Origin of the sequence: Zobellella aerophila (genome assembly GCF_039539325.1) — a bacterium.
Lineage (GTDB): Bacteria > Pseudomonadota > Gammaproteobacteria > Enterobacterales > Aeromonadaceae > Oceanimonas > Oceanimonas aerophila.
Genome location: NZ_BAABCX010000002.1, coordinates 415,706 through 434,334 on the forward strand (window position 1 = coordinate 415,706; position 18,629 = coordinate 434,334).

Sequence of the window (18,629 nt, forward strand, 5' to 3'; positions counted from 1 at the left end):
GGAGGAAGCATATCGATGGACATAGGCTATCGCCTGAAAGCCGTACGCAAGAAAGCCGATCTCTCCCAGCGTGAGCTGGCCAAGCGCTCCGGCGTGACCAACGGCTTTATTTCCCAGGTGGAAAAAAACCAGGTCAGCCCCTCCATCGGCTCGCTCAAGAAATTGCTCGACGGCATTCCCATGTCCCTCGCCGACTTCTTCGCCGACCCGGAAGAAGATGCCCCGCAGATCGTATACCGGGCCGATGAACAGCCGGAAATAAGCTCTGACAGCGTCAACTATCGGCTGATCGGGCACAGCCACCCGGGCAGGACCATCGGCATGATGCACGAGACCATGGCGCCGGGAGCCGATACCGGCCCCGAGCCCATCAGCCATACCGGCCAGGAATGCGGCATCGTCCTCCAGGGCCGGCTACGGCTGATCGTCGGCGAGCAGGAGTTCGTGCTGGAACAGGGCGACGGCTATTATTTCGACAGCCAGAAGCCGCACCGATTCATCAGCATAGGCGAGCAAGAACTGGTGATCATCTCCGCCAATTCCCCGCCGACCTTCTGAGCGGGGGATCAGACCCCCAGCTTGTCCCGCAGCCGGTAGTATGCCGCGCCCATGGCGGTAAAGGGCACCTGGAAGCGGCGGCCACCGAAGAACGGCAGATGCGGCAGGCTGGCGAAGGCGTCGAACCGTTCCGCCTGCCCCTTGAGCACTTCCGCCAGCAACTTGCCGGCCAGATGGGTACAAGTCACCCCGTGGCCGCTGTAGCCCTGCATATAGTAGACATTCGGCTCCAACCGCCCGAACTGGGGCAGCCGCGACAGGGTCAGCAGGAAGTTACCGCTCCAGCGATAATCGATGTTGATGCCCTTTAACTGCGGGAAGGTATGCAACAGCTTGGGCAGTACCAACCGCTCGATGTCGTCCGGATCGCGGGCGCCGTAGACCACGCCACCGCCGTACAACAGCCGGTTGTCCCCGGTCAGGCGGAAGTAATCCAGCAAATAGTTGCAGTCCTCGACACAATGGTTGTTGGGGAGCAGGCTGGCGGCCTGTGCCTCACTCAGCGGCTCGGTCACCACTATCTGGGTACCGCAGGGCATGGCCTTGGCGGCCAGCTTGGGCTCGAGATTCCCCAGATAAGCGTTACCGGCCAGCACCATGAACTTGGCCTGCACCCGGCCCTGGGCCGTATGAGCTACCGCCGGATCACCATACTCGATGCGGGTCACCGCGGATTGCTCGAACAGCCGCCCGCCCAGTTTGCGGATCGCCTCGGCCTCGCCCAAGGCCAGATTCAACGGATGGATATGGCCGCCCCAGTGGTCCAGCAGGCCCCCCTCATAAACCTGGGTTTCCACCTCAGCACGTACCCCCGCCTTATCGAGCAGTTCCAGCCTGTTATGGCCATAGCGTTCCCAATTGGCTTTCTGGTGTTGCAGCTCTTTCAGCTGACGCTGGTTGAGGGCGGCGAAGATACCGCCCGGCTTGTAGTCGCAGTCGATCTGATACTGCTCTATCCGGCTGCGGATGATATCGCCGCCTTCAAACATCATACTGCCGAGCATGCTCGCGGTATCATGGCCATAGCGGGACTCGATGACGTCGATATCCCTGCTGTAGGAGTTGACCAGCTGGCCGCCGTTGCGGCCGCTGGCACCGAAGCCGATACGGTTGGCTTCAAGCAGCACCACATCGAAGCCGGCTTCGGTCAGGAACAGGGCGGTGGACAGCCCGGTATAACCGCCGCCGACTACACAGACATCGCAACTGATGGCTTCGGTAAGCTGGGAATAGGGCACGTGCCGGTTGGCCGAGGCTGCATAATAACTGTTTACGTGTTCCATGATGATATCCTTAGTCCAGGGCCAACCAGGTGGTCTTGAGTTCGGTGAATTTTTCCAGGGCATGCAGGGACTTGTCCCGGCCATTGCCGCTTTGCTTGACGCCGCCGAAGGGCACCGTCATATCGCCGTCGTTATAGTTGTTGATAAATACCGAGCCCGCCTTGAGCCGGCGCGCCATGCGGTGCGCCCGGTTCAGGTCCCGGGTCCAGACGCCTGCGCCCAAACCGTATTTGCAGTCGTTGGCCAGCGTCAACGCCTCCTGCTCGGTGGTAAAGGTGGTCACCGCCAGCACGGGGCCGAAGATTTCTTCCCGTGACACCGCCATATTGGGCCGCACCCCTTCCAGCACGGTCGGGCCCATGAAATTGCCGGTCTGATCCCGGCCGTCGAGTGCCAGCAAGGCGCCTTCTTCCAGGCCCTCGCTGATATAGCGGCAGACACTGCCATGGTGATCGCTGTCGATCAGGGTGCCCATGGTGGATTCGGGATCCAGGGGATCCATCGGCTTGAAGTCGGCGGCGGCCTTTTTCAGTTCGCTCAGGAAGGCATCCTTGATGCTGTGCTCGATCAGCAGGCGAGTGCCGGCGATACAGACCTGGCCCTGGTTATAGAAAATGCCGGCGGCGGAGGCGCGGGCGGCCTTGGCCAGATCCGGACAGTCGGCGAAGATGATGTTGGCGCTCTTGCCGCCAGCTTCCAGCCACACCCGTTTCATATTGGAACGGCCGGCATATTCCAGTAACAGGCGCCCTACCCCGGTCGAACCGGTAAAGGTCAGGCAGTCAACATCTCCATGCAGGGCGAGGGCCTTGCCCGCCTCGTGGCCAAAGCCGGACAATATATTCAGCGCGCCGTCGGGCAGGCCGGCTTCCTGGGCCAGTGCGCCCAGACGAATGGCGGTGAGCGACGATTTCTCGGAGGGCTTGAGCACCACCGAATTGCCCGCCGCCAGCGCCGGGCCCAGTTTCCAGCAGGCCAGCAACAACGGAAAATTCCACGGCACTATGGCCGCCACCACGCCGATCGGTTCGCGGGTGATCAGCGCAAGGGCCTCGTTGCCGGTAGGAGCGATTTCACCGTAGACCTTGTCGACCGCTTCCGCATACCAACGAATGGTGCGGATGGCACCGGGAATATCATCCCGCAGGCTGTGGCGGATGGGCTTGCCGGTATCCAGGGTCTCCAGCAGGGCCAGCTCTTCTTTGTGCTGTTCCATCAACTCGGCCAGGCGCAACAACACCTGCTTGCGGGCGGAGGGAGACGCCTGCGACCAGTCGCCCTGCTCGAAACGGTGGCGAGCGGCGCGCACGGCCGCATCGACATCCACTTCCCGGGCCCGGCTGATCTGGGTCAACAGCTGCTCATTGGCGGGGTTGCTCACCGGGAAACACCCTTCGTCATCGGCTTCCTGGTACCGGCCGTCGATAAACAGCCGGTGCTCTATCTTGAGCCCGTCGGCCTTGCTTGCCCAATAGGCTTTGTCTTGGTATGCCATCATTTTCTCCCTGCACTCCTTAAAAATTGGCCGGGGTATGGGCGCTGATGATGCGACACACCCGATCGGACTTATTGGTGAAGTTATGGGGCAGGCCGGTGTCGATCACATAACTCTGGCCAGCCGTCAGTGTATGGGTCTCGCCATCGACGATCAGCTCGATCTCCCCCTCCAGCACGGTACCCACCTCTTCACCCTGATGTTTCAACAGGCCCCCGGTGCTGGTGCCGGCCTCGTAGGTTTCAATCAGGAAGCCCAGCCCCCGGCTATTGTTGCCGTTGTGCACCAGCTTGAACGATACCCCCCGGCTGCCGATTTCGATCAGCTGTTCCGGATTGATCACCACCTGGGAGCGTTTGGGTTGCGCCTGCTCGGCAAAAAATGCCGACAAGGACATGCCGTAGGCCTTCAGCAGTTTTTGCAGGGTGCTGACAGCCGGGCTGACCTTGTCCTGCTCTATGGTGCTGATGGCACTGTGAGTCAGGCCGGAGAGTTCGGCCACTCGGCGCTGGCTAAGGCCCATCTGCTGGCGTATCTGAGCCAGCCGGCTGCCCGGCGCGAGGCCGGTATCACGGGCGGCGGTCATTTTTCCTCCCTATATCGGCGGCAGGCACCGATAAAGCCGTCGAACAGGGTGCGGGACAGGGGGTTGTCACGGCTCTGCCACTCCGGATGCCACTGTACGCCGAGGGCAAAAGGATGATCGACCAGCCGCACCGCCTCAACCAGGCCATCGGGGCCGTGGGCTTCCTCGACCAACCCGGCGCCAAGGCTCTTTACCCCCTGCATATGCAGGGAGTTCACCCTGTGTTCGGTGGCACCGCTGAGTCGTGCCAGCAGGCTGTCCGGCAAGGCCGTTACGGCGTGGGCATGACCATATTGCGCCGACAGGGGTTGATCTTTGTCTTCCCGATGCTCGATAAAACCGCCTACCTCGTGCAGCCGCCGATGTAGGGTGCCGCCGGTGGCCACCACCATTTCCTGAAAACCGCGGCAGATACCCAACAGCGGCATGTTTAACCGCTGGGACTCATCGATGAGCCGGAAGCTCAGGCGATCCCGCCCCGGATCTACATGGGGCTCATCACCACTCTCGCCATAGTGGTGGGGTTCTATATTGCTCGGGCTGCCGGTCAGCAGGACGCCATCCAGCAACGGCAGCAACTGCTGCAGGTGATGATCATCCTGCAGCAGGCCGTGCACCAGCGGCAGTGGAATGGCGCCCGCATCGAGCAGGGCGTTCAGGTATTTATCCTGCACCGTATGGGACGGATGGCCCTTCACCGGCTGCCGGCACATGATGACACCAACCACAGGCATGTTCGAAATATAAACCATCTACTCTCTCTGCTCCTGCTCTATATTCTGAACAAAAAACGCTTAATCATGGATTAGCGTTCAATATAATGAATAAATCTAGCACCCAACATTCAATCACTCAATAATAATTAACACTTGAAAAACAAATTAAACAAAACTATGTTGTTCTTGGTGATTATTCTTAACAGTAAAAATAGCGGTGCTATCATGCAAGCAGAACTTTTAGAACGGACTTCAACAAAACCGATGTCGTTACCCGAGACGACAGCCGAGGCCAGCCCTTTTGAGCAGGAAGTGGCCGCCTATCTGGCTACTTATCCCGAGACCCAGTATGTGGATGTCTTGCTCACCGATCTGAACGGCATTTTCCGGGGCAAGCGGATGCCGGTGTCGGCCCTGGAGAAACTGGAATATGGTTGCTTCTTCCCGGGCTCGGTATTCGCCATGGATATGCGCGGCAACGTGGTGGAGGAAACAGGTATCGGCCAGGATCTGGGCGAGCCGGATCTCCCCTGTTTCCCGATCCCCGGCACCCTAGTGCCTTCGGCCGCGGATCCCGAGCTGGTGGCCCAGGTGTTGCTGACCATGAGTACCGAAGACGAGCAACCCTTCCCCCTGGAGCCGCGCAATGTGCTGGCCCGGGTATGGGACATGCTCAAGGCCCGTGGCCTGCACCCCGTGGTGGCGATGGAAGTCGAGTTCTACCTGGTGGATCGGGAACGGGATGAAGAAGGCGCCTTGCAGCCACCACGCTCGCCGCTGACCCAGAAACGGGATACCCACAGCCAGGTGTATTCTGTCGACAACCTCAACAACTTCGCCGACATACTGGCGGAAATCGACCATCTGGCGGAACTGCAGGGGCTGCCGGCGGATGGTGCCGTCGCCGAGGCGGCCCCGGGCCAATTCGAGATCAACCTGTTCCACACCGACGATGTACTCGCCGCCTGCGATCACGCCCTGGCGATCAAGCGACTGATCCGCCTGGTGGCCGAACAGCATGAAATGGATGCCACCTTTATGGCCAAACCCTATGAGCAGCATGCGGGCAGCGGCCTGCATGTGCATATCAGTGTGGTTGATGGGGCCGGTAACAACCTGTTCGCCGACGCCGACGGGGAAGACTCGGCGCTGCTGCATCAGGCCCTGTCCGGCCTGCTCGGCCTGATGTCCGACTCCATGGCGCTGCTGGCTCCCAATATCAACGCCTTCCGCCGCTTCCAGCCGGGCATGTATGTGCCGACCCAGGCGTCCTGGGGCCACAACAACCGCACCGTGGCCCTGCGTATTCCCTGTGGTGACGACGACGCCCGCCGCATCGAATACCGGGTTGCCGGGGCCGATGCCAACCCTTACCTGGTAATGGCGGCGGTGCTGGCCGGCGTGCTACATGGTCTGGACAACAGCCTGCCGCTGCCTGCGCCCGTGATCGGCAACGGCCTGGAGCAGGAAGGCGTGCCCTTCCCGACCCGCCAGAGCGACGCCCTGCAGGTGTTTGCCGCAAGCGAGCCGATGAAACGCTATCTGGGAGAAGAATTCGTGCGGGTGTACCACACCTGTAAATACGATGAACTGATCGAGTTTGAGCGCCGGGTGACCGATATCGAACTGGAGTGGATGCTGAAAAACGCCTGAGGCGGGTCAAGATGCGACAACAGACAAGGGCGTTATTCATAAGGAAGTGATGAGTCAGATCCCATCGGCAGGTGGGATGATATGCCATAAAAGGAAGAAGCTAATGAGTCAAGATAACACCCTGGCCCTCGGCCGGAATGAGAAGTGGCCGTCCCTGTGGCTCGGCTTGGCGGTCTGTGCGGCGGCGATTGTCGGTTTTGCCTTCCTCGGACTGAATCACCAGGACGGCGGCGATTACGGCTTTTTAAGCCTGTTGCCGGCTACCGCGGTCATCACCATGGCGGTACTGACCCGCAAGACGGTGGAATCCCTGCTGGCGGGGAGCCTGGTCGGGCTGCTGTTGATCGATCCCACGGATCTGGTCAGTCCGCTGGCCGATGTCACCCTGAAGGTGATGATGGATGAAACCATCGCCTGGCTTATTCTGGTGTGCGGCATGATGGGCGGGCTCATCAACCTGCTGGCCAGGGGCGGCGGTGTGTTCAGCTTCGGTAGCGTCATGACCCGGCTGATCCGCTCGCGGCGCGGCGCCATGGTCAGCACCGTGGGCCTGGGCCTGGTGGTGTTTATCGATGATTACCTGAATTCACTGGCGGTTTCCTCGTCGATGAAGAAGATCACCGATACCTACAAGATCTCCCGGGAAAAGCTCGCTTATATCGTCGACTCCACCGCCGCGCCTATCTGTATCCTGGTGCCGGTCTCCACCTGGGCGGTATTCTTTGCCTCCCTGCTGGAAGAGTCAGGGGCGACCGACGCCGGCCAGGGCATGTCACTGTATATCCAGAGCATTCCCTACATGATGTACGGCTGGGCCGCCCTGCTGGTGGTGGCGCTGGTCGCCTTCAATCGTCTGCCCGACCTGGGCGCCATGAAGCAGGCGGAGGCCCGCGCCCGTGCCGGTCAGCCGATCCCCGAGGGCTGGCAGGACGAAGCGGATCATGTACCCAGCCGGCCGGTAGCGACCTGGCTGAGCCTGCTCAACTTCCTGTTGCCCATGCTGGTGCTGGTGTTTGCCAGCGTCTATTACGAGATCGACCTGCTCAAGGGGGTACTGGTGGCGCTGGGCTTTACCATGCTGCTCTATTCGGCCCAGCGGCTGCTGTCCTTTACCGAGCAGGTTGAGGCGACCCTGGACGGTTTCAAGGTGATGCTCCATCCCCTGGCCACCGTCTGTGCCGGCTTTATCCTGAAGGAGGTCAACGATCAGCTGGGCATGACCAGCTATATCATCGACACCGTCACCCCGATCCTGACCCCGGCGCTGCTGCCGGCGCTGATCTTCCTGGTGATGGCGGCGGTGGTGTTCAGCACCGCATCCAGCTGGGGGGTATTCGTCATCTCCCTGCCGATAGTGGTGCCCCTGGGGCTGGCCATGGATGTGCCCATGCCGCTAGTGGTGGGTGCCCTGCTGTCGGCCTCGGCCTTCGGCAGCCATGCCTGTTTCTTCAGCGACTCCACCGTGCTGTCGGCACAGGGGGCGGGTTGTGACACCATGGATCACGCCCTGACCCAGCTGCCCTATGCGCTGATCGGCGGCGTGCTGACCCTGACGGCCCTGCTGATCGGCGGCTTCTGGCTGACCTGAATTATCCTCAACACACCACTAAAAAACGCAAACCCAGGCCTTGGCCTGGGTTTGCGTTTTTTACCACCTTCATTCCCTTCCTGAATCAGCACCAGGGGGAGCTGTCAATTTTAGTCCCCTCCGAAAGCCTATTGGGATGCGGCGGGGAAGCGGACCAGGGGCTCAGTAGGCTCCTGCCCGGGAGGCACATAGGCCGGTGCCGGCTCCCCGGTCGGACCCAGGTGCCTGATCAGGCTGTAGATGGCAAGCAGATCCGCCTCCGTCATATCACGCAGCGCAAACCAGGGCATGGGCGGGCGCAGTTGTTTGGTTTTGGCCAGCCGCAGCCAGTCGTCAGCAGAGAGGCCCTGCATATAGAGGCGCAGGTTGCTCGGATAGGTGGTGCCCCAGTATCCATGCCAGCCCAGCTGATCACCCGTCAGCCACTGCGCTTCCGGGACTATGCCCCCACTCTGGGCATAACCGGGCGTATGGCAGTCGTTGCAACCGGCTATCTTCACCAGGTACCGGCCGCGCTCAATCAGCTCAGCATCACCGCCGTCCATACCCTGGGCCAGGCCCTGCCCAGCCGCCGACATTGCCATCAGGGCCGTACCCAGCATTAAAGAGGAAAACCTGAACATCTTTGCTCTCCCATCGGCGAACCACCCTGCCACGGACAACCATAGTCCCGGCCATCAGGGTGTCCCATCCAATAAGCATAGCCCGACCCCGGGCGCCCTCGGGGAGAAAGACGAGGCGTTTTATTTCAGCCAATAAAAAGGCCTCTTGCGAGACCTGTTTAAAGTTACAGCATGCTCATCAGCAGCTTGAGCAGGCCGCTGAGCCCGAACAGCGCCAGCAGGCTGACCGCATAGAGACCGGCGAACCAGCGCCACTGCCGTTTTTGCGTTTGCATCAGTAGCCCTCCTCGAAGTCTTCCACCTTGCCGGCGAAGATGCGGTAGCCCCACAGGGTGTAGGCGCAAATCAGCGGCAGGAAGATCAAGATCCCCGGCAGCAGGAACAGCAGGCTGGAATCGGGAGCGCTGGCCTGCCACAGGGTCAGCCGGTGGGGGATCAGGTAGGGGAACAGCCCCACCACCAGGCCGATAAAGCCCATGATAAACAGTCCCACCGCCAGCCAGAAGGGGCGGGTTTCGTGGGGCTTTCCGTCCAGGTCTTTATACAGCAGCCAGCCGAACAGCGCGCTGAGCAGCGGCAACGGCAGCAACAACAGGAAGTTGAGCCCGTCGAACCAGCGCGCCCGTACCTCGGCATTATCCATCAGGGTCCACAGGCTGACGATCGCCAGTATCACCATGATGGCCACCACCAGTTGCCGCCCCAGGTGGGCGGCCCGGGCCATGATGGCGCCGCGGCTCTTCAGCACCAGGTAGCAGCAGGCCAGCAGGGCATAGGCCACCATCACCGCAAAGCCGGTGAACACCGAGAACGCCGACAGCCAGTCCAGGGCACCGGTCGCGCCCGCGCCGGCATCCACACCCTGTACCACGGCCCCCAGGATCAATCCCTGACAAAAGGCCGCCACCGTGGAACCCAGGAAGAACGACAGATCCCACCAGGGCTTGGATCTATGGGACTTAAACCGGTACTCGAACGCAACCCCACGGAAGATCAGCCCGATCAGCATGATGATGAGCGGGGTGTACATGGTCGCCAGCAGCTCGGAATAGGCGGCGGGAAAGCCCGCGAACAGCACCACGCCGCCGAATACCAGCCAGGTTTCGTTACCGTCCCACACATGAGAAATGGAGCGCATCATATGATCCCGCTCCCCCTCACCCTTGAACCAGGGATAGAGGATGCCCAGACCCAGATCGAAACCGTCCAGCACCACGTACATCAGTACGGCAAAGCCGAGCAGCAGGTAATAAAACAATGCCAGATCCATGTTATGCCTCCGCCTTCTGGTGTTTGATATCTTTCACCCATTCCAGGGCAAAGCCGGGTGCATTCACGCCGATCAGGTGCTGCTCCAGGTGCTCCCGATCCGGGGGGCCCTTACGCACCAGCTTGGCCATGAAATAGAGGTACACGCACAGCAACAGGCTGTAGGTCAGCACAAACAGGGTGAGCGAGAACAGCACCCGCTCCGCCGGCAGCGGCGACACCACATCCATGGTCCGCACCAGCCCCTGTACCAGCCAGGGCTGGCGACCCACCTCCACCACATACCAGCCGGCCAGGGTGGCCAGCACCCCCGCCGGTATCATCAGGTTGACCAGGGCCAGGAAGCCCTTGTGCTCATACAACCGCTCCTTGCGCCGCAGCAGCAGGCCGAGCAGCGCCACCCAGATCATCAATACCCCCAGGCCCACCATGACCCGGAACGAGTAGAACACCAGCGGCACATTGGGGCGCTCGTCGGCGGGCACCGACTTCAGCCCCTGCAGCTCGCCGTCCAGGCTGTGGGTTAGGATCAGCGAGGCCAGCTTGGGGATCTTGAGCTCGAAGTGGTTGGTTTCGTTTTCCATGTCGGGCACGGCGAACAGCAGCAGCGGCACGCTTGCTTCCCGCTCGGGCCAGATGCCCTCCATCGCCGCCAGCTTGATCGGCTGATATTCCTTCACCGTCAGGCCATGGTAGTCCCCCACCAGCGCCTGGACCGGCGCCAGGATCAGCGCCGCCCACAGGGCCATCGACAGGCCTTTTTTGGCGAAGTCCTGGTCCCGGTTGTTACGCAGATACCAGGCGCTGACCCCGGCCACCACGAAGGTGCCGGTAAGCAGCGCCGCCAGCAGCATATGCATCAGCCGATAGGGCATCGAGGGGTTGAACACCACCTCCAGCCAGCTGGTGGCCTCGAACCGGCCGTCGATGATTTCGTAGCCGGCCGGGGTCTGCATCCAGGAGTTGGCGGCGATGATCCAGAAGGCGGAAATCCAGGTGCCCACCGCGACCACGCAGGTAGCGAAGAAGTGCAGCCTTTCACTGACCCGCTGCCAGCCGAACAGCATGACGCCGAGGAAGCCGGCCTCCAGGAAGAAGGCGGTCAGCACCTCATAGGCCATCAACGGCCCCAGCACGGGACCGGTGAGTTCGGAAAATTTGGAGAAGTTGGTGCCGAACTCGTAGGACAGCACTATGCCGCTGACCACCCCCATACCGAAGGTAATCGCGAACGGCTTAATCCAGAACTTCGCCAGCTGGAAATAAAGCGGATTGCGGGTCTTCAGCCACAGGCCTTCCCAGATGGCGATGGCGGTGGCCAGGCCGATGGTGATCGACGGAAAAATAATATGAAAACTGACCGTGAAGGCGAACTGGATTCGCGACAGTATGGCGGCATCTAATTCCATTACTCCCCCTTAGCGACGATGGTAACGGTTGATTGCGGCCGGCAGGGTAGCCAGGCCCAGCACAATAAAGATGGCAGAAAATTCAATTACTAACGCGGTCATATCCATGGTAAGTCATTCCCTTATCTGATGATGACCAACTTAACTGCAGAAAGCATGCCATAAAGACAAACGCCTTACCCTGCCTTGCCTTGGATCAAAAAAGTGGCGAAAACTTGCCCCGATCGACAACAAGGTTTACAGTTCCTGGGCCGTTAAGTGTCAACGACGTTTACAGAATGGGATCCGATACCATGGCGCTGGATATTGCCTTCGAATTGATGATGATACTGACCAGCGCCTGCGCGCTGATAGTGTCGGCCTGGTTGTTCTGGCGTGCCCGCGGCCAGCGCAGCATGAAGGCGCTGGCCGGCTTCGGCATCATGATGGCACTCTGGTGCGCCGGCCATGTCGCCGTCTTTCACGGCCTGGAGGCCCTGGGCGCCGCGCTGATCCTCACCAATCCGCTGATGCCGACCTTTTTCCTCGACTTCGCCATCGGCTTCGTCAACCAGGGCCCGGGCAGCCGCCCCTGGCTGAATTGGCTGGCCCGCCGCCGGAGCCTGTTCTACTCGACCAGCCTGCTGGTGATTCTGCTGAGCCTGCTGCTCACCGGCGGCAAGGTGATCGAATTCGGCCACTTCCGCCATTATTTCGTATTCCAGGGCGCCGGCTGGTTCAATATCGCCTATACGGTGGTCATCGGCATCCTGGCCCACGCCATCCTGCTGTGGGGGTTCGGCATCCACAGGGGCAACCGCCGCCGCTCCATCGCCGCCATGTTTGCTGCCGGAGCCTGGGGACTGTGGCTGGCCACCAGCTTTATCTTCCCCTCAATGGGTCTCTATTGGTATCCCTACCCCATGCTGCTGCTGCCCTCATACATAGTGCTGCTAGTCTATGGGGTGGTGCGTTATCAGATGCTGGAAGTCAACGCCTGGGCCAACCGGGCCCTGTTATGGACCCTAATGACGCTGCTGGTGCTGGGACTGATCGCCCTGCTCAGCTCGCTCGCCGGACAATTCGGCATGCAGGCCCTTGCCAATGTGCCCAAATGGCAGCTCTGGCTTTATTCCATGCTGATGCTGACCCTGGCCGTGGCCCTCTATCAGCCGGTCGGCAAGCTGGTCGAACGGCTTATCTATCCGGGCATCCACCTCAACGAACAGCTGCTCGATATGTGGCTGGCCCGGTTACGCCAGGCTAACAGCTGGACCGAGCTGGTAACCATCGCCGAAACCCTGATCTCCCGCCAGATGGGCCAGCCCGTCTCGGTGCACCTCTATCAGCAGGGGGAAGCCCTCACCCACCGCACGGGCATCAATCCGGCCCCCCGCTTGATCTGCCACCATCAGCCCCAGGGCTGGCGCTCCCAGCTGGCGGGCTGGGACGACGTCACTCCCGGGCTGCGCCTGGCCGCCGAGGTGTTCGCCTCGCTGCTGGCGACCCGCTGCGGCGTGCTGGAGCGCTCCCTGCAGCTGGCCGAAGCCGAGCGCAAGCGGCTGGCGGAACAACACCTGGTTGAGCTAGGCGGCCTGTCCGCCGCCATGGCCCATGAAATGCGCAACCCGCTCAATATTATTTCCATGGCCTCGGCAGGCCTGGATCCCGATCGCAAGGCGATGATCCAGAACCAGCTCAAGCGTGCCGACCGGCTGATCTCCGATATGCTGTCCTATTCCGGCCGAATCCAGATCCAGCGCCAGCCGGTACGGCTGAAAGACCTGATCGACAGCCTGAGCCACCAGTTTGACTGGCAGCAGGCCCGCCTCGAGTGCGCCCTGCCCGCCGAGCTGGTCATCAACGCCGATCCCTACCGGCTGCAGCAGGTGTTTACCAACCTGATCGACAATGCCCTGGCCTTTGTCCGCAACCAGGACGGCGGCATCATCCGTATCGAGGCGGGGGAGCGTGCCGGCAGCATACGGGTGCATAACAATGGCCCCGCGCTTGCGCCCGAGATGCGCCACAGCCTGTTCCGTCCCTTCGTCAGCAAACGCAGCGGCGGCAGCGGGCTGGGTCTGGCGATAGTGCGCCGTATCATGGATGCCCATGGCGGCCGTATCCGCTACCGCAACGATCTGGGCTGGAACGTCAGCTTTGAACTGCTTTTCCCCGAGGGAGACCACACATGAACCAGGCACGCATACTGTTGATCGACGATGAACCGGCCTTCCGTACCCTCTGTGATCAGTGGCTGAAGGCGGCCGGCTATGAGGTGAGAAGCGGAGCCGATCTGAACGCCCTGCAGGGTCAGCTGCAGTCATTCGACGCCGATCTGATCCTGCTGGACCTGTCGCTGCCGCCCCACTTCGATCCCATGCACACCCTGGCGGCGGTCCCCCAGTTTGCCGATCGGCCTGTGATCATCCTCACCGGCCACGGCGAACGGGAACTGGCGCTGGAAGCCCTGCGCCAGGGCGCCTGGGACTTCCTCACCAAACCCATAGATCCGGACATGCTGGCGGTGGTGGTCAAACGGGCGCTGACCAAGCACCAGCTGGCCCGGGAGCTGAGTGCGCTTAAAGATAACCTGGGCAAGAAATCCGCGCTCGACACCCTGATCGGCGCCTCCCCGTCGATGGACAATATCCGCGCCCTGGTCAGCCGCATCGCGCCCACCGATGTGCGGGTGCTGGTGACCGGCCCCTCGGGCACCGGCAAGGAAGTGATCTCAAAGGCCATCCACGATCTCAGCCAGCGCGCCGGCGCCCCCTTTATCTCGGTGCACTGCGGAGCCATTCCCGCCGAGCTGCTGGAAAGCGAGCTGTTCGGCCATACCAAGGGCGCCTTCACCGGCGCCGACAAGGCCCGCGACGGCCTGCTCAAGCTGGCCGACGGTGGTACCCTGTTCCTGGACGAGATAGGCGAGATGCCGCTGGCGATGCAGGTGAAGTTGTTGAGGGTGCTGCAGGAAGGCAGCTATTACCCGGTCGGCGGGCGCAGCCTGGAAACCATAGACGTGCGGCTGGTGTCGGCCACCAATGCGGACTTACCCGACAAGGTGAGCCGGGGAGAATTTCGCGAGGATTTGTTCTATCGCATCAAGGGGGTAACCATAGAAACCCGGCCCCTGGCCGAGCGGCCCGAAGATATTCCCCTGTTGATCACCCATTTTCTCGAACTGCAGGCCAGGGACGGCGGAGCGCCCTCCCTGCGTCCCGATACCGATGCCTTCAACTGGTTTATCCGCCGCGACTGGCCGGGCAATGTGCGCGAGCTGAAAAGCGCCCTCGACAGCGTGGCCGCCATCGCCCAGGGCGGCGTCATCAGCCTGGAAGACATCGCCCTGCTCTATCCCGATGCCCAGTCGCAAACCGCCGGCTCCTCCGCCCGGCCGGGCGACAGCCTGGATGCCCAGGTACGGGCGCTGGAAATTCGGCTTATCGGCGAGGCCCTGGCGCGCTTCGACAACAACCGCACCCACGCCGCCCAGGCGTTAGGGCTTTCCCGCCAGGGACTGCTGAAGAAGATAGAGCGCTATGGGCTTTGAGCTAAAACAAAGCCGTAGGCCTGTCACTTGGTCACAAGTTTTTGTTGGCTTTGATGACAGCCCGAAAGAGGACAAAGGGCACTACTCCGCCAACACGCCGTAAACCCTCCCTGGGAGCTCAGCCGACCGTCACAGAGTACGCCATAACAAACCGACAGACTTGTGACCAAGAGGCAAGCCATAAGCGAGCAGCCGTAAACACTCGCCTAGTGTGCAGTTTGGGACCCTCGTTTCCATGCTCTGCATGGGAACGCAGACAGCGTTATGGCCAGACGCCAGGCTTCTGACTCAGTGTTGCACCGCCGAAGAGAACAGGTTGATCACCGCCGTGCCTGCCAGGATCAGGCCGATGCCCAGGATGGCGAAACCGTCCAGCTGCTGGCCATGCCACAGCCAGCTGATCAGGGCGATCAGCACGATACCGGCACCGCACCAGATGGCATAAGCAATGCCGATGGGCACCGTTTTCACCGTGACCGACAGCAGCAGGAAAGCCGCACCGTAACCCAGCAAGACGATGGCCGTGGCCAGCGGCTGGGTAAACTGCTCGGTTTTCGGCAACATGGAAGTGGCAATCACCTCGCAGACAATCGCGATCACCAGCGCCGTCATCGGCGGTATTGCGGCTAACATTTGCACCATGGTAACGGCCCCATAAAACAGAGAATAACCAACCCGCTAGCTTACCCAGTCATGGGCAAGAAAAGCCATGCCTGCGGCCTGAAAAAGCAATAAAATCCGCCTTGCCCCTCCGGGGGCCACTCGAATTAGGCCGGTCATTGCTGCTATATTGTTGCTCCCCTTACCCTGATCCGAGACACAACGATGGCCCTGGACACCTGGCTTCTCTACCTGGCCGCCATGATCGGCCTGTCACTCACCCCCGGCCCCAACAGCCTGCTGGCGCTGAGTCACGGCGCCCTCTACGGCCGGCGCAAGACCCTGTTTACCGTGGCCGGCGGCGCCCTCGGCTTCGCCATCGTCATCGCCCTGTCGCTGTTCGGCATAGGCGCCTTGCTGCAGGCCTCGGCGACGCTGTTTATGGCCCTGAAAATCATCGGCGGCGGCTATCTTATCTGGCTCGGCATCCAGCTCTGGCGGGCCCCCGCCCCCACCGCCGAGCAGAGCGACCAGGCCGGCTATCGCGGCGGCTACCCCCTGTTTCGCCAGGGCCTGCTGTCGGCGCTGACCAACCCCAAGGCGGTGCTGTTTTTCGCCGCCTTTCTGCCACAATTCATCGACCCCGAGCGCCAGCTGCTCATCCAGTTCGTGGTGATGGCGGCCACCTTCGCGCTCACCGAGTTTGTCACCGAAGTACTGATTGCCAGCTTTGCCCAGCGCACCCGCACCTGGCTGGCCCGCAGCGGACGCCGCTTCAACCGCGTCTGCGCCAGCCTGTTCGTGCTGCTCGGCGGCTGGCTGCCGCTGGCCCGTTAAATAACCCGTGTCAATGTCGCTAACGACGTCATATTCGCCCGCAGGCGCCCCGTGGGGCGCCTGCGGGCGATAAATCATCACGGCACCGTCGGCATCCGTTTCGTATGCTGGATGGAAGGCGCCGTCATCATATCCCTCCTGTTTTTGATATAGAGTTCAAAAGTGCTTGTGTTACATCTATCTCCCCGCCTGCTCCCCACCACCAGCCAAGTGCACAACACATTCCTGCGGCGTTGTTGATCAAATCAAAGCCGGAATAGCCTGTCCACCCTGTCGGCCATGACCGGCGTCGGCAAGGGCGTCAAATGGCTGAGTAACATCAACCTGACGCCGTCCTTTATTCTGCTGGCGGTATTTATCCTGTTCGGATCCACCGGCTTTGCGTTCTCAACCTATATCGGCGACCTGGGGGCATCCAGAAGGCAATGGTCATCGGCGCCCTGCCCTTCTCGGTGAGCATGATACTGATGTGTGTCGGTACCCTCAAATCCGCCTTTGCCAAACGGCAAACCGCCAACGCCCAGGATAACGTGGCCTGAACCCAGGCGGAATGATTCCCGCCCCCATTTATTGCAGCATTCAGTCAACGAATCCCATTGGAGAACAGCATGACGACTATCCAGCGTAGAGAAAGCGGCCCGCGCATGAGCCAGGCGGTGGCGGCGAATGATTTCGTCTTCTTGTCCAGTCGGCACTGACCGCCCCCGGATACCTGATCGAGGCACAGGCCGTGGCGCTCGCAACACCACAAGGTTGAGTCGTATGTCCCATGACTCGGAGGGTCCGCAGGCGGGCCCTCTCGTACAGGCAATGAAGCAAACTACCCGGTAACAGATTCAGTCAACCCGCACATCCGTATTGTTGACGATGACATCCAGCCGTCCTATATCCGCCTCGGCATCATTCAGCAGCCAGTCACGAAAGGTGCAGGCCGAGGCCGACAAGGGTTTTGCCGTGCTGTAGACCAGGTAATCGGCCCTGCCCGTTTCCACATAAAAATCTCCGGCTACCTTGATAAGAAGATGTGATAGTCGCTTACTGAATAATATGGGGGCGGCCCCGCCCCCATGGTTCTCTGGTATCCGCCGTTACTTCAGGTTGAAATAAAACACGATCAGCACGGCGATGGGCGAGAGGTAACGCACCACCGGGAACCAGAGCCCGTGCCAGCGGCCCAGCTCGACGGCCGAGTTAGCCGGTTTCATCTTCCAGCCGACGAACAGGGCGGTCATCAGGGCGCCGAGCGGCATCATGATATTGGCGGTGAGGAAGTCGTAGAGGTCGAACAACGTCTTGCCCTCGAAGCGCTCGAACATGGCGAGCGGGGTAAAGCCGGACCAGTCGTTGAGCGACAACACTGTGGTGATGCCCACCAGCCAGGCCACCAGGCCGCCGCCGACCGCTGCCTTGACCCGGCTCACGCCCTTTTCGTTCAGGTAGCTGACCAGCGATTCCAGCATGGAGATGGACGAAGTCCAGGCGGCGAACAGCAGCAGCACGAAGAACAGGGTGGCGAAGAAACTGCCGCCCGGCATCTGGCCGAAGGCCACCGGCAGGGTGACGAAGATCAGACCCGGACCCTCTCCGGGTTCCAGCCCGTGGGCGAACACGATGGGGAAGATGGCCAGCCCCGCCAGCAGCGCCACGCCGGTATCCATGATAGCCACCACCACCGAGGTGCGGGCGATGGAGACGTCTTTTTGCAGATAGGCGCCGTAGGCCATCATGGCGCCGCTGGCCAGGCTGAGGGTAAAGAAGGCATGGCCCAGGGCCACCAGCACCGCTTCGGCGGTCAGCGCGGAAAAGTCGGGACGGAACAGGAAGCCGATTGCCTCGCCGAAATAGCCGGTGGTCATGGCATAGCCCACCAGGATCAGCAGCAGCACGAACAGGGCCGGCATCAGCTTGGTGACCGCCCGCTCCAGGCCGTGCCGTACGCCACCGGCGGACACCAGCACCGTCAGCCCCATAAACACCGTATGCCACAGCAACAGCTGGCCCGGCGAGGCCAGCAGGCCGCCGAACAGGGCGCCGGACTCTTCCGCCGCTATGTTGCTGAAATCGCCGCCGACCGCCGCCAGGATATAGGGCATGGTCCAGCCGGCGATCACGCTGTAGAACGACAGTATGATAAAGGCGGTCAGGGTGGCCATGATGCCGACCCCGGCCCAACCCCGGGAACGCCCCTCGTTACCGGCTACCATCGCCATGGTGCCGATCGGGCTCTTGCCGCCGCGGCGACCCAGCATCACCTCGGCGACCATGATCGGCAGGCCGATCACGGCGATACAGGCCAGATACACCAGCACGAAGGCGCCGCCGCCGTTCTCACCCGTGATATAGGGAAACTTCCAGATATTGCCCAGGCCGACCGCCGAGCCGACCGCCGCCATGATAAAGGCAAAACGGCTGGACCACTGGGCCGGGTTACCCGCCCGCTGATTATTCTCCGCCACGGAAACTGCTACTCCTGTCACTGG

17 protein-coding genes are annotated in these 18,629 nt (G+C 61.3%); 7 read left to right on the top strand and 10 right to left on the bottom strand.

Features of this window, described 5'->3' with window-relative positions:
* Positions 1–15 precede the first annotated feature (15 nt).
* Positions 16–558, top strand: coding sequence for a cupin domain-containing protein (locus ABD806_RS09595; RefSeq protein ID WP_344957302.1), 543 nt, complete (start codon positions 16–18; stop codon positions 556–558).
* A gap of 8 nt (positions 559–566) precedes the next feature.
* Here the strand turns inward: ABD806_RS09595 and ABD806_RS09600 are convergent, their stop codons facing one another.
* The 4 genes from ABD806_RS09600 to puuD are packed head-to-tail and all read right to left on the bottom strand — an operon-like array spanning position 567 to position 4,674.
* Positions 567–1,844, bottom strand: coding sequence for an NAD(P)/FAD-dependent oxidoreductase (locus tag ABD806_RS09600; RefSeq protein WP_344958048.1), 1,278 nt, complete (start codon positions 1,842–1,844; stop codon positions 567–569).
* A gap of 7 nt (positions 1,845–1,851) precedes the next feature.
* Positions 1,852–3,336 (bottom strand): aldehyde dehydrogenase PuuC, encoded by a 1,485-nt coding sequence (puuC, locus tag ABD806_RS09605; protein ID WP_344957304.1) that lies wholly within the window; start codon positions 3,334–3,336, stop codon positions 1,852–1,854.
* Between the two features lie 19 nt (positions 3,337–3,355).
* Positions 3,356–3,922: an HTH-type transcriptional regulator PuuR gene (gene puuR, locus ABD806_RS09610; RefSeq protein WP_344957306.1), complete on the bottom strand. Its 567-nt coding sequence runs from the start codon at positions 3,920–3,922 to the stop codon at positions 3,356–3,358.
* A complete protein-coding gene (puuD, locus tag ABD806_RS09615) occupies positions 3,919–4,674 on the bottom strand; it encodes a gamma-glutamyl-gamma-aminobutyrate hydrolase (RefSeq protein ID WP_344957308.1) in 756 nt (251 codons plus the stop codon). The genes puuR and puuD overlap by 4 nt, the downstream gene beginning before the upstream one ends.
* Positions 4,675–4,863: 189 nt before the next feature.
* On the opposite strand from puuD, the gene ABD806_RS09620 reads away from it, so the two are divergent.
* Positions 4,864–6,291, top strand: a complete 1,428-nt coding sequence (locus ABD806_RS09620; RefSeq protein ID WP_344957310.1) for a glutamine synthetase family protein — start codon at positions 4,864–4,866, stop codon at positions 6,289–6,291.
* 103 nt (positions 6,292–6,394) lie between these two features.
* Positions 6,395–7,879, top strand: coding sequence for a Na+/H+ antiporter NhaC family protein (locus ABD806_RS09625; protein ID WP_344957312.1), 1,485 nt, complete (start codon positions 6,395–6,397; stop codon positions 7,877–7,879).
* A 128-nt stretch (positions 7,880–8,007) separates the two neighbouring features.
* Here ABD806_RS09625 and ABD806_RS09630 read toward each other — a convergent pair whose 3' ends face one another.
* The 3 genes from ABD806_RS09630 to ABD806_RS09640 all read right to left on the bottom strand — a co-directional run bounded on the left by ABD806_RS09630 (position 8,008) and on the right by ABD806_RS09640 (position 11,180).
* Positions 8,008–8,502 (bottom strand): hypothetical protein, encoded by a 495-nt coding sequence (locus ABD806_RS09630; protein WP_344957314.1) that lies wholly within the window; start codon positions 8,500–8,502, stop codon positions 8,008–8,010.
* A 274-nt stretch (positions 8,503–8,776) separates the two neighbouring features.
* On the bottom strand, positions 8,777–9,772 hold the full coding sequence (gene cydB / locus ABD806_RS09635; RefSeq protein WP_344957316.1) for a cytochrome d ubiquinol oxidase subunit II: 996 nt from the start codon (positions 9,770–9,772) through the stop codon (positions 8,777–8,779).
* Between the two features lies 1 nt (position 9,773).
* The gene (locus ABD806_RS09640; RefSeq protein ID WP_344957318.1) at positions 9,774–11,180 is read right to left on the bottom strand and encodes a cytochrome ubiquinol oxidase subunit I; all 1,407 of its coding nucleotides are present in this window, start codon (positions 11,178–11,180) and stop codon (positions 9,774–9,776) included.
* Between the two features lie 278 nt (positions 11,181–11,458).
* Here ABD806_RS09640 and ABD806_RS09645 point away from each other — a divergent pair, with 278 nt between their 5' ends.
* Together ABD806_RS09645 and ABD806_RS09650 are read left to right on the top strand one after the other, a co-directional pair.
* Complete coding sequence (locus tag ABD806_RS09645) at positions 11,459–13,354, top strand: sensor histidine kinase (RefSeq protein WP_344957320.1); 1,896 nt, start codon at positions 11,459–11,461, stop codon at positions 13,352–13,354.
* The gene (locus ABD806_RS09650) at positions 13,351–14,712 is read left to right on the top strand and encodes a sigma-54-dependent transcriptional regulator (RefSeq protein WP_344957322.1); all 1,362 of its coding nucleotides are present in this window, start codon (positions 13,351–13,353) and stop codon (positions 14,710–14,712) included. Before ABD806_RS09645 ends, ABD806_RS09650 begins: the two co-directional genes overlap by 4 nt.
* 288 nt (positions 14,713–15,000) lie before the next feature.
* On the opposite strand, the gene ABD806_RS09655 is transcribed toward ABD806_RS09650, so the two are convergent.
* Complete coding sequence (locus ABD806_RS09655) at positions 15,001–15,345, bottom strand: DMT family transporter (protein WP_425583094.1); 345 nt, start codon at positions 15,343–15,345, stop codon at positions 15,001–15,003.
* Between the two features lie 192 nt (positions 15,346–15,537).
* Between ABD806_RS09655 and ABD806_RS09660 the strand changes: the two genes are divergently transcribed.
* The gene (locus ABD806_RS09660) at positions 15,538–16,149 is read left to right on the top strand and encodes a LysE family translocator (protein ID WP_344957325.1); all 612 of its coding nucleotides are present in this window, start codon (positions 15,538–15,540) and stop codon (positions 16,147–16,149) included.
* A gap of 270 nt (positions 16,150–16,419) precedes the next feature.
* Positions 16,420–16,605 carry a BCCT family transporter gene (locus ABD806_RS18025; RefSeq protein ID WP_425583110.1) on the top strand — a complete coding sequence of 62 codons (186 nt, stop codon included), beginning with the start codon at positions 16,420–16,422 and terminating at the stop codon, positions 16,603–16,605.
* Between the two features lie 380 nt (positions 16,606–16,985).
* Here ABD806_RS18025 and ABD806_RS09665 read toward each other — a convergent pair whose 3' ends face one another.
* Both ABD806_RS09665 and ABD806_RS09670 read right to left on the bottom strand, forming a co-directional pair.
* Positions 16,986–17,141 (bottom strand): hypothetical protein, encoded by a 156-nt coding sequence (locus tag ABD806_RS09665; RefSeq protein WP_344957327.1) that lies wholly within the window; start codon positions 17,139–17,141, stop codon positions 16,986–16,988.
* A gap of 96 nt (positions 17,142–17,237) precedes the next feature.
* Complete coding sequence (locus tag ABD806_RS09670; protein WP_344957329.1) at positions 17,238–18,605, bottom strand: sodium-dependent transporter; 1,368 nt, start codon at positions 18,603–18,605, stop codon at positions 17,238–17,240.
* Positions 18,606–18,629 lie beyond the last annotated feature (24 nt).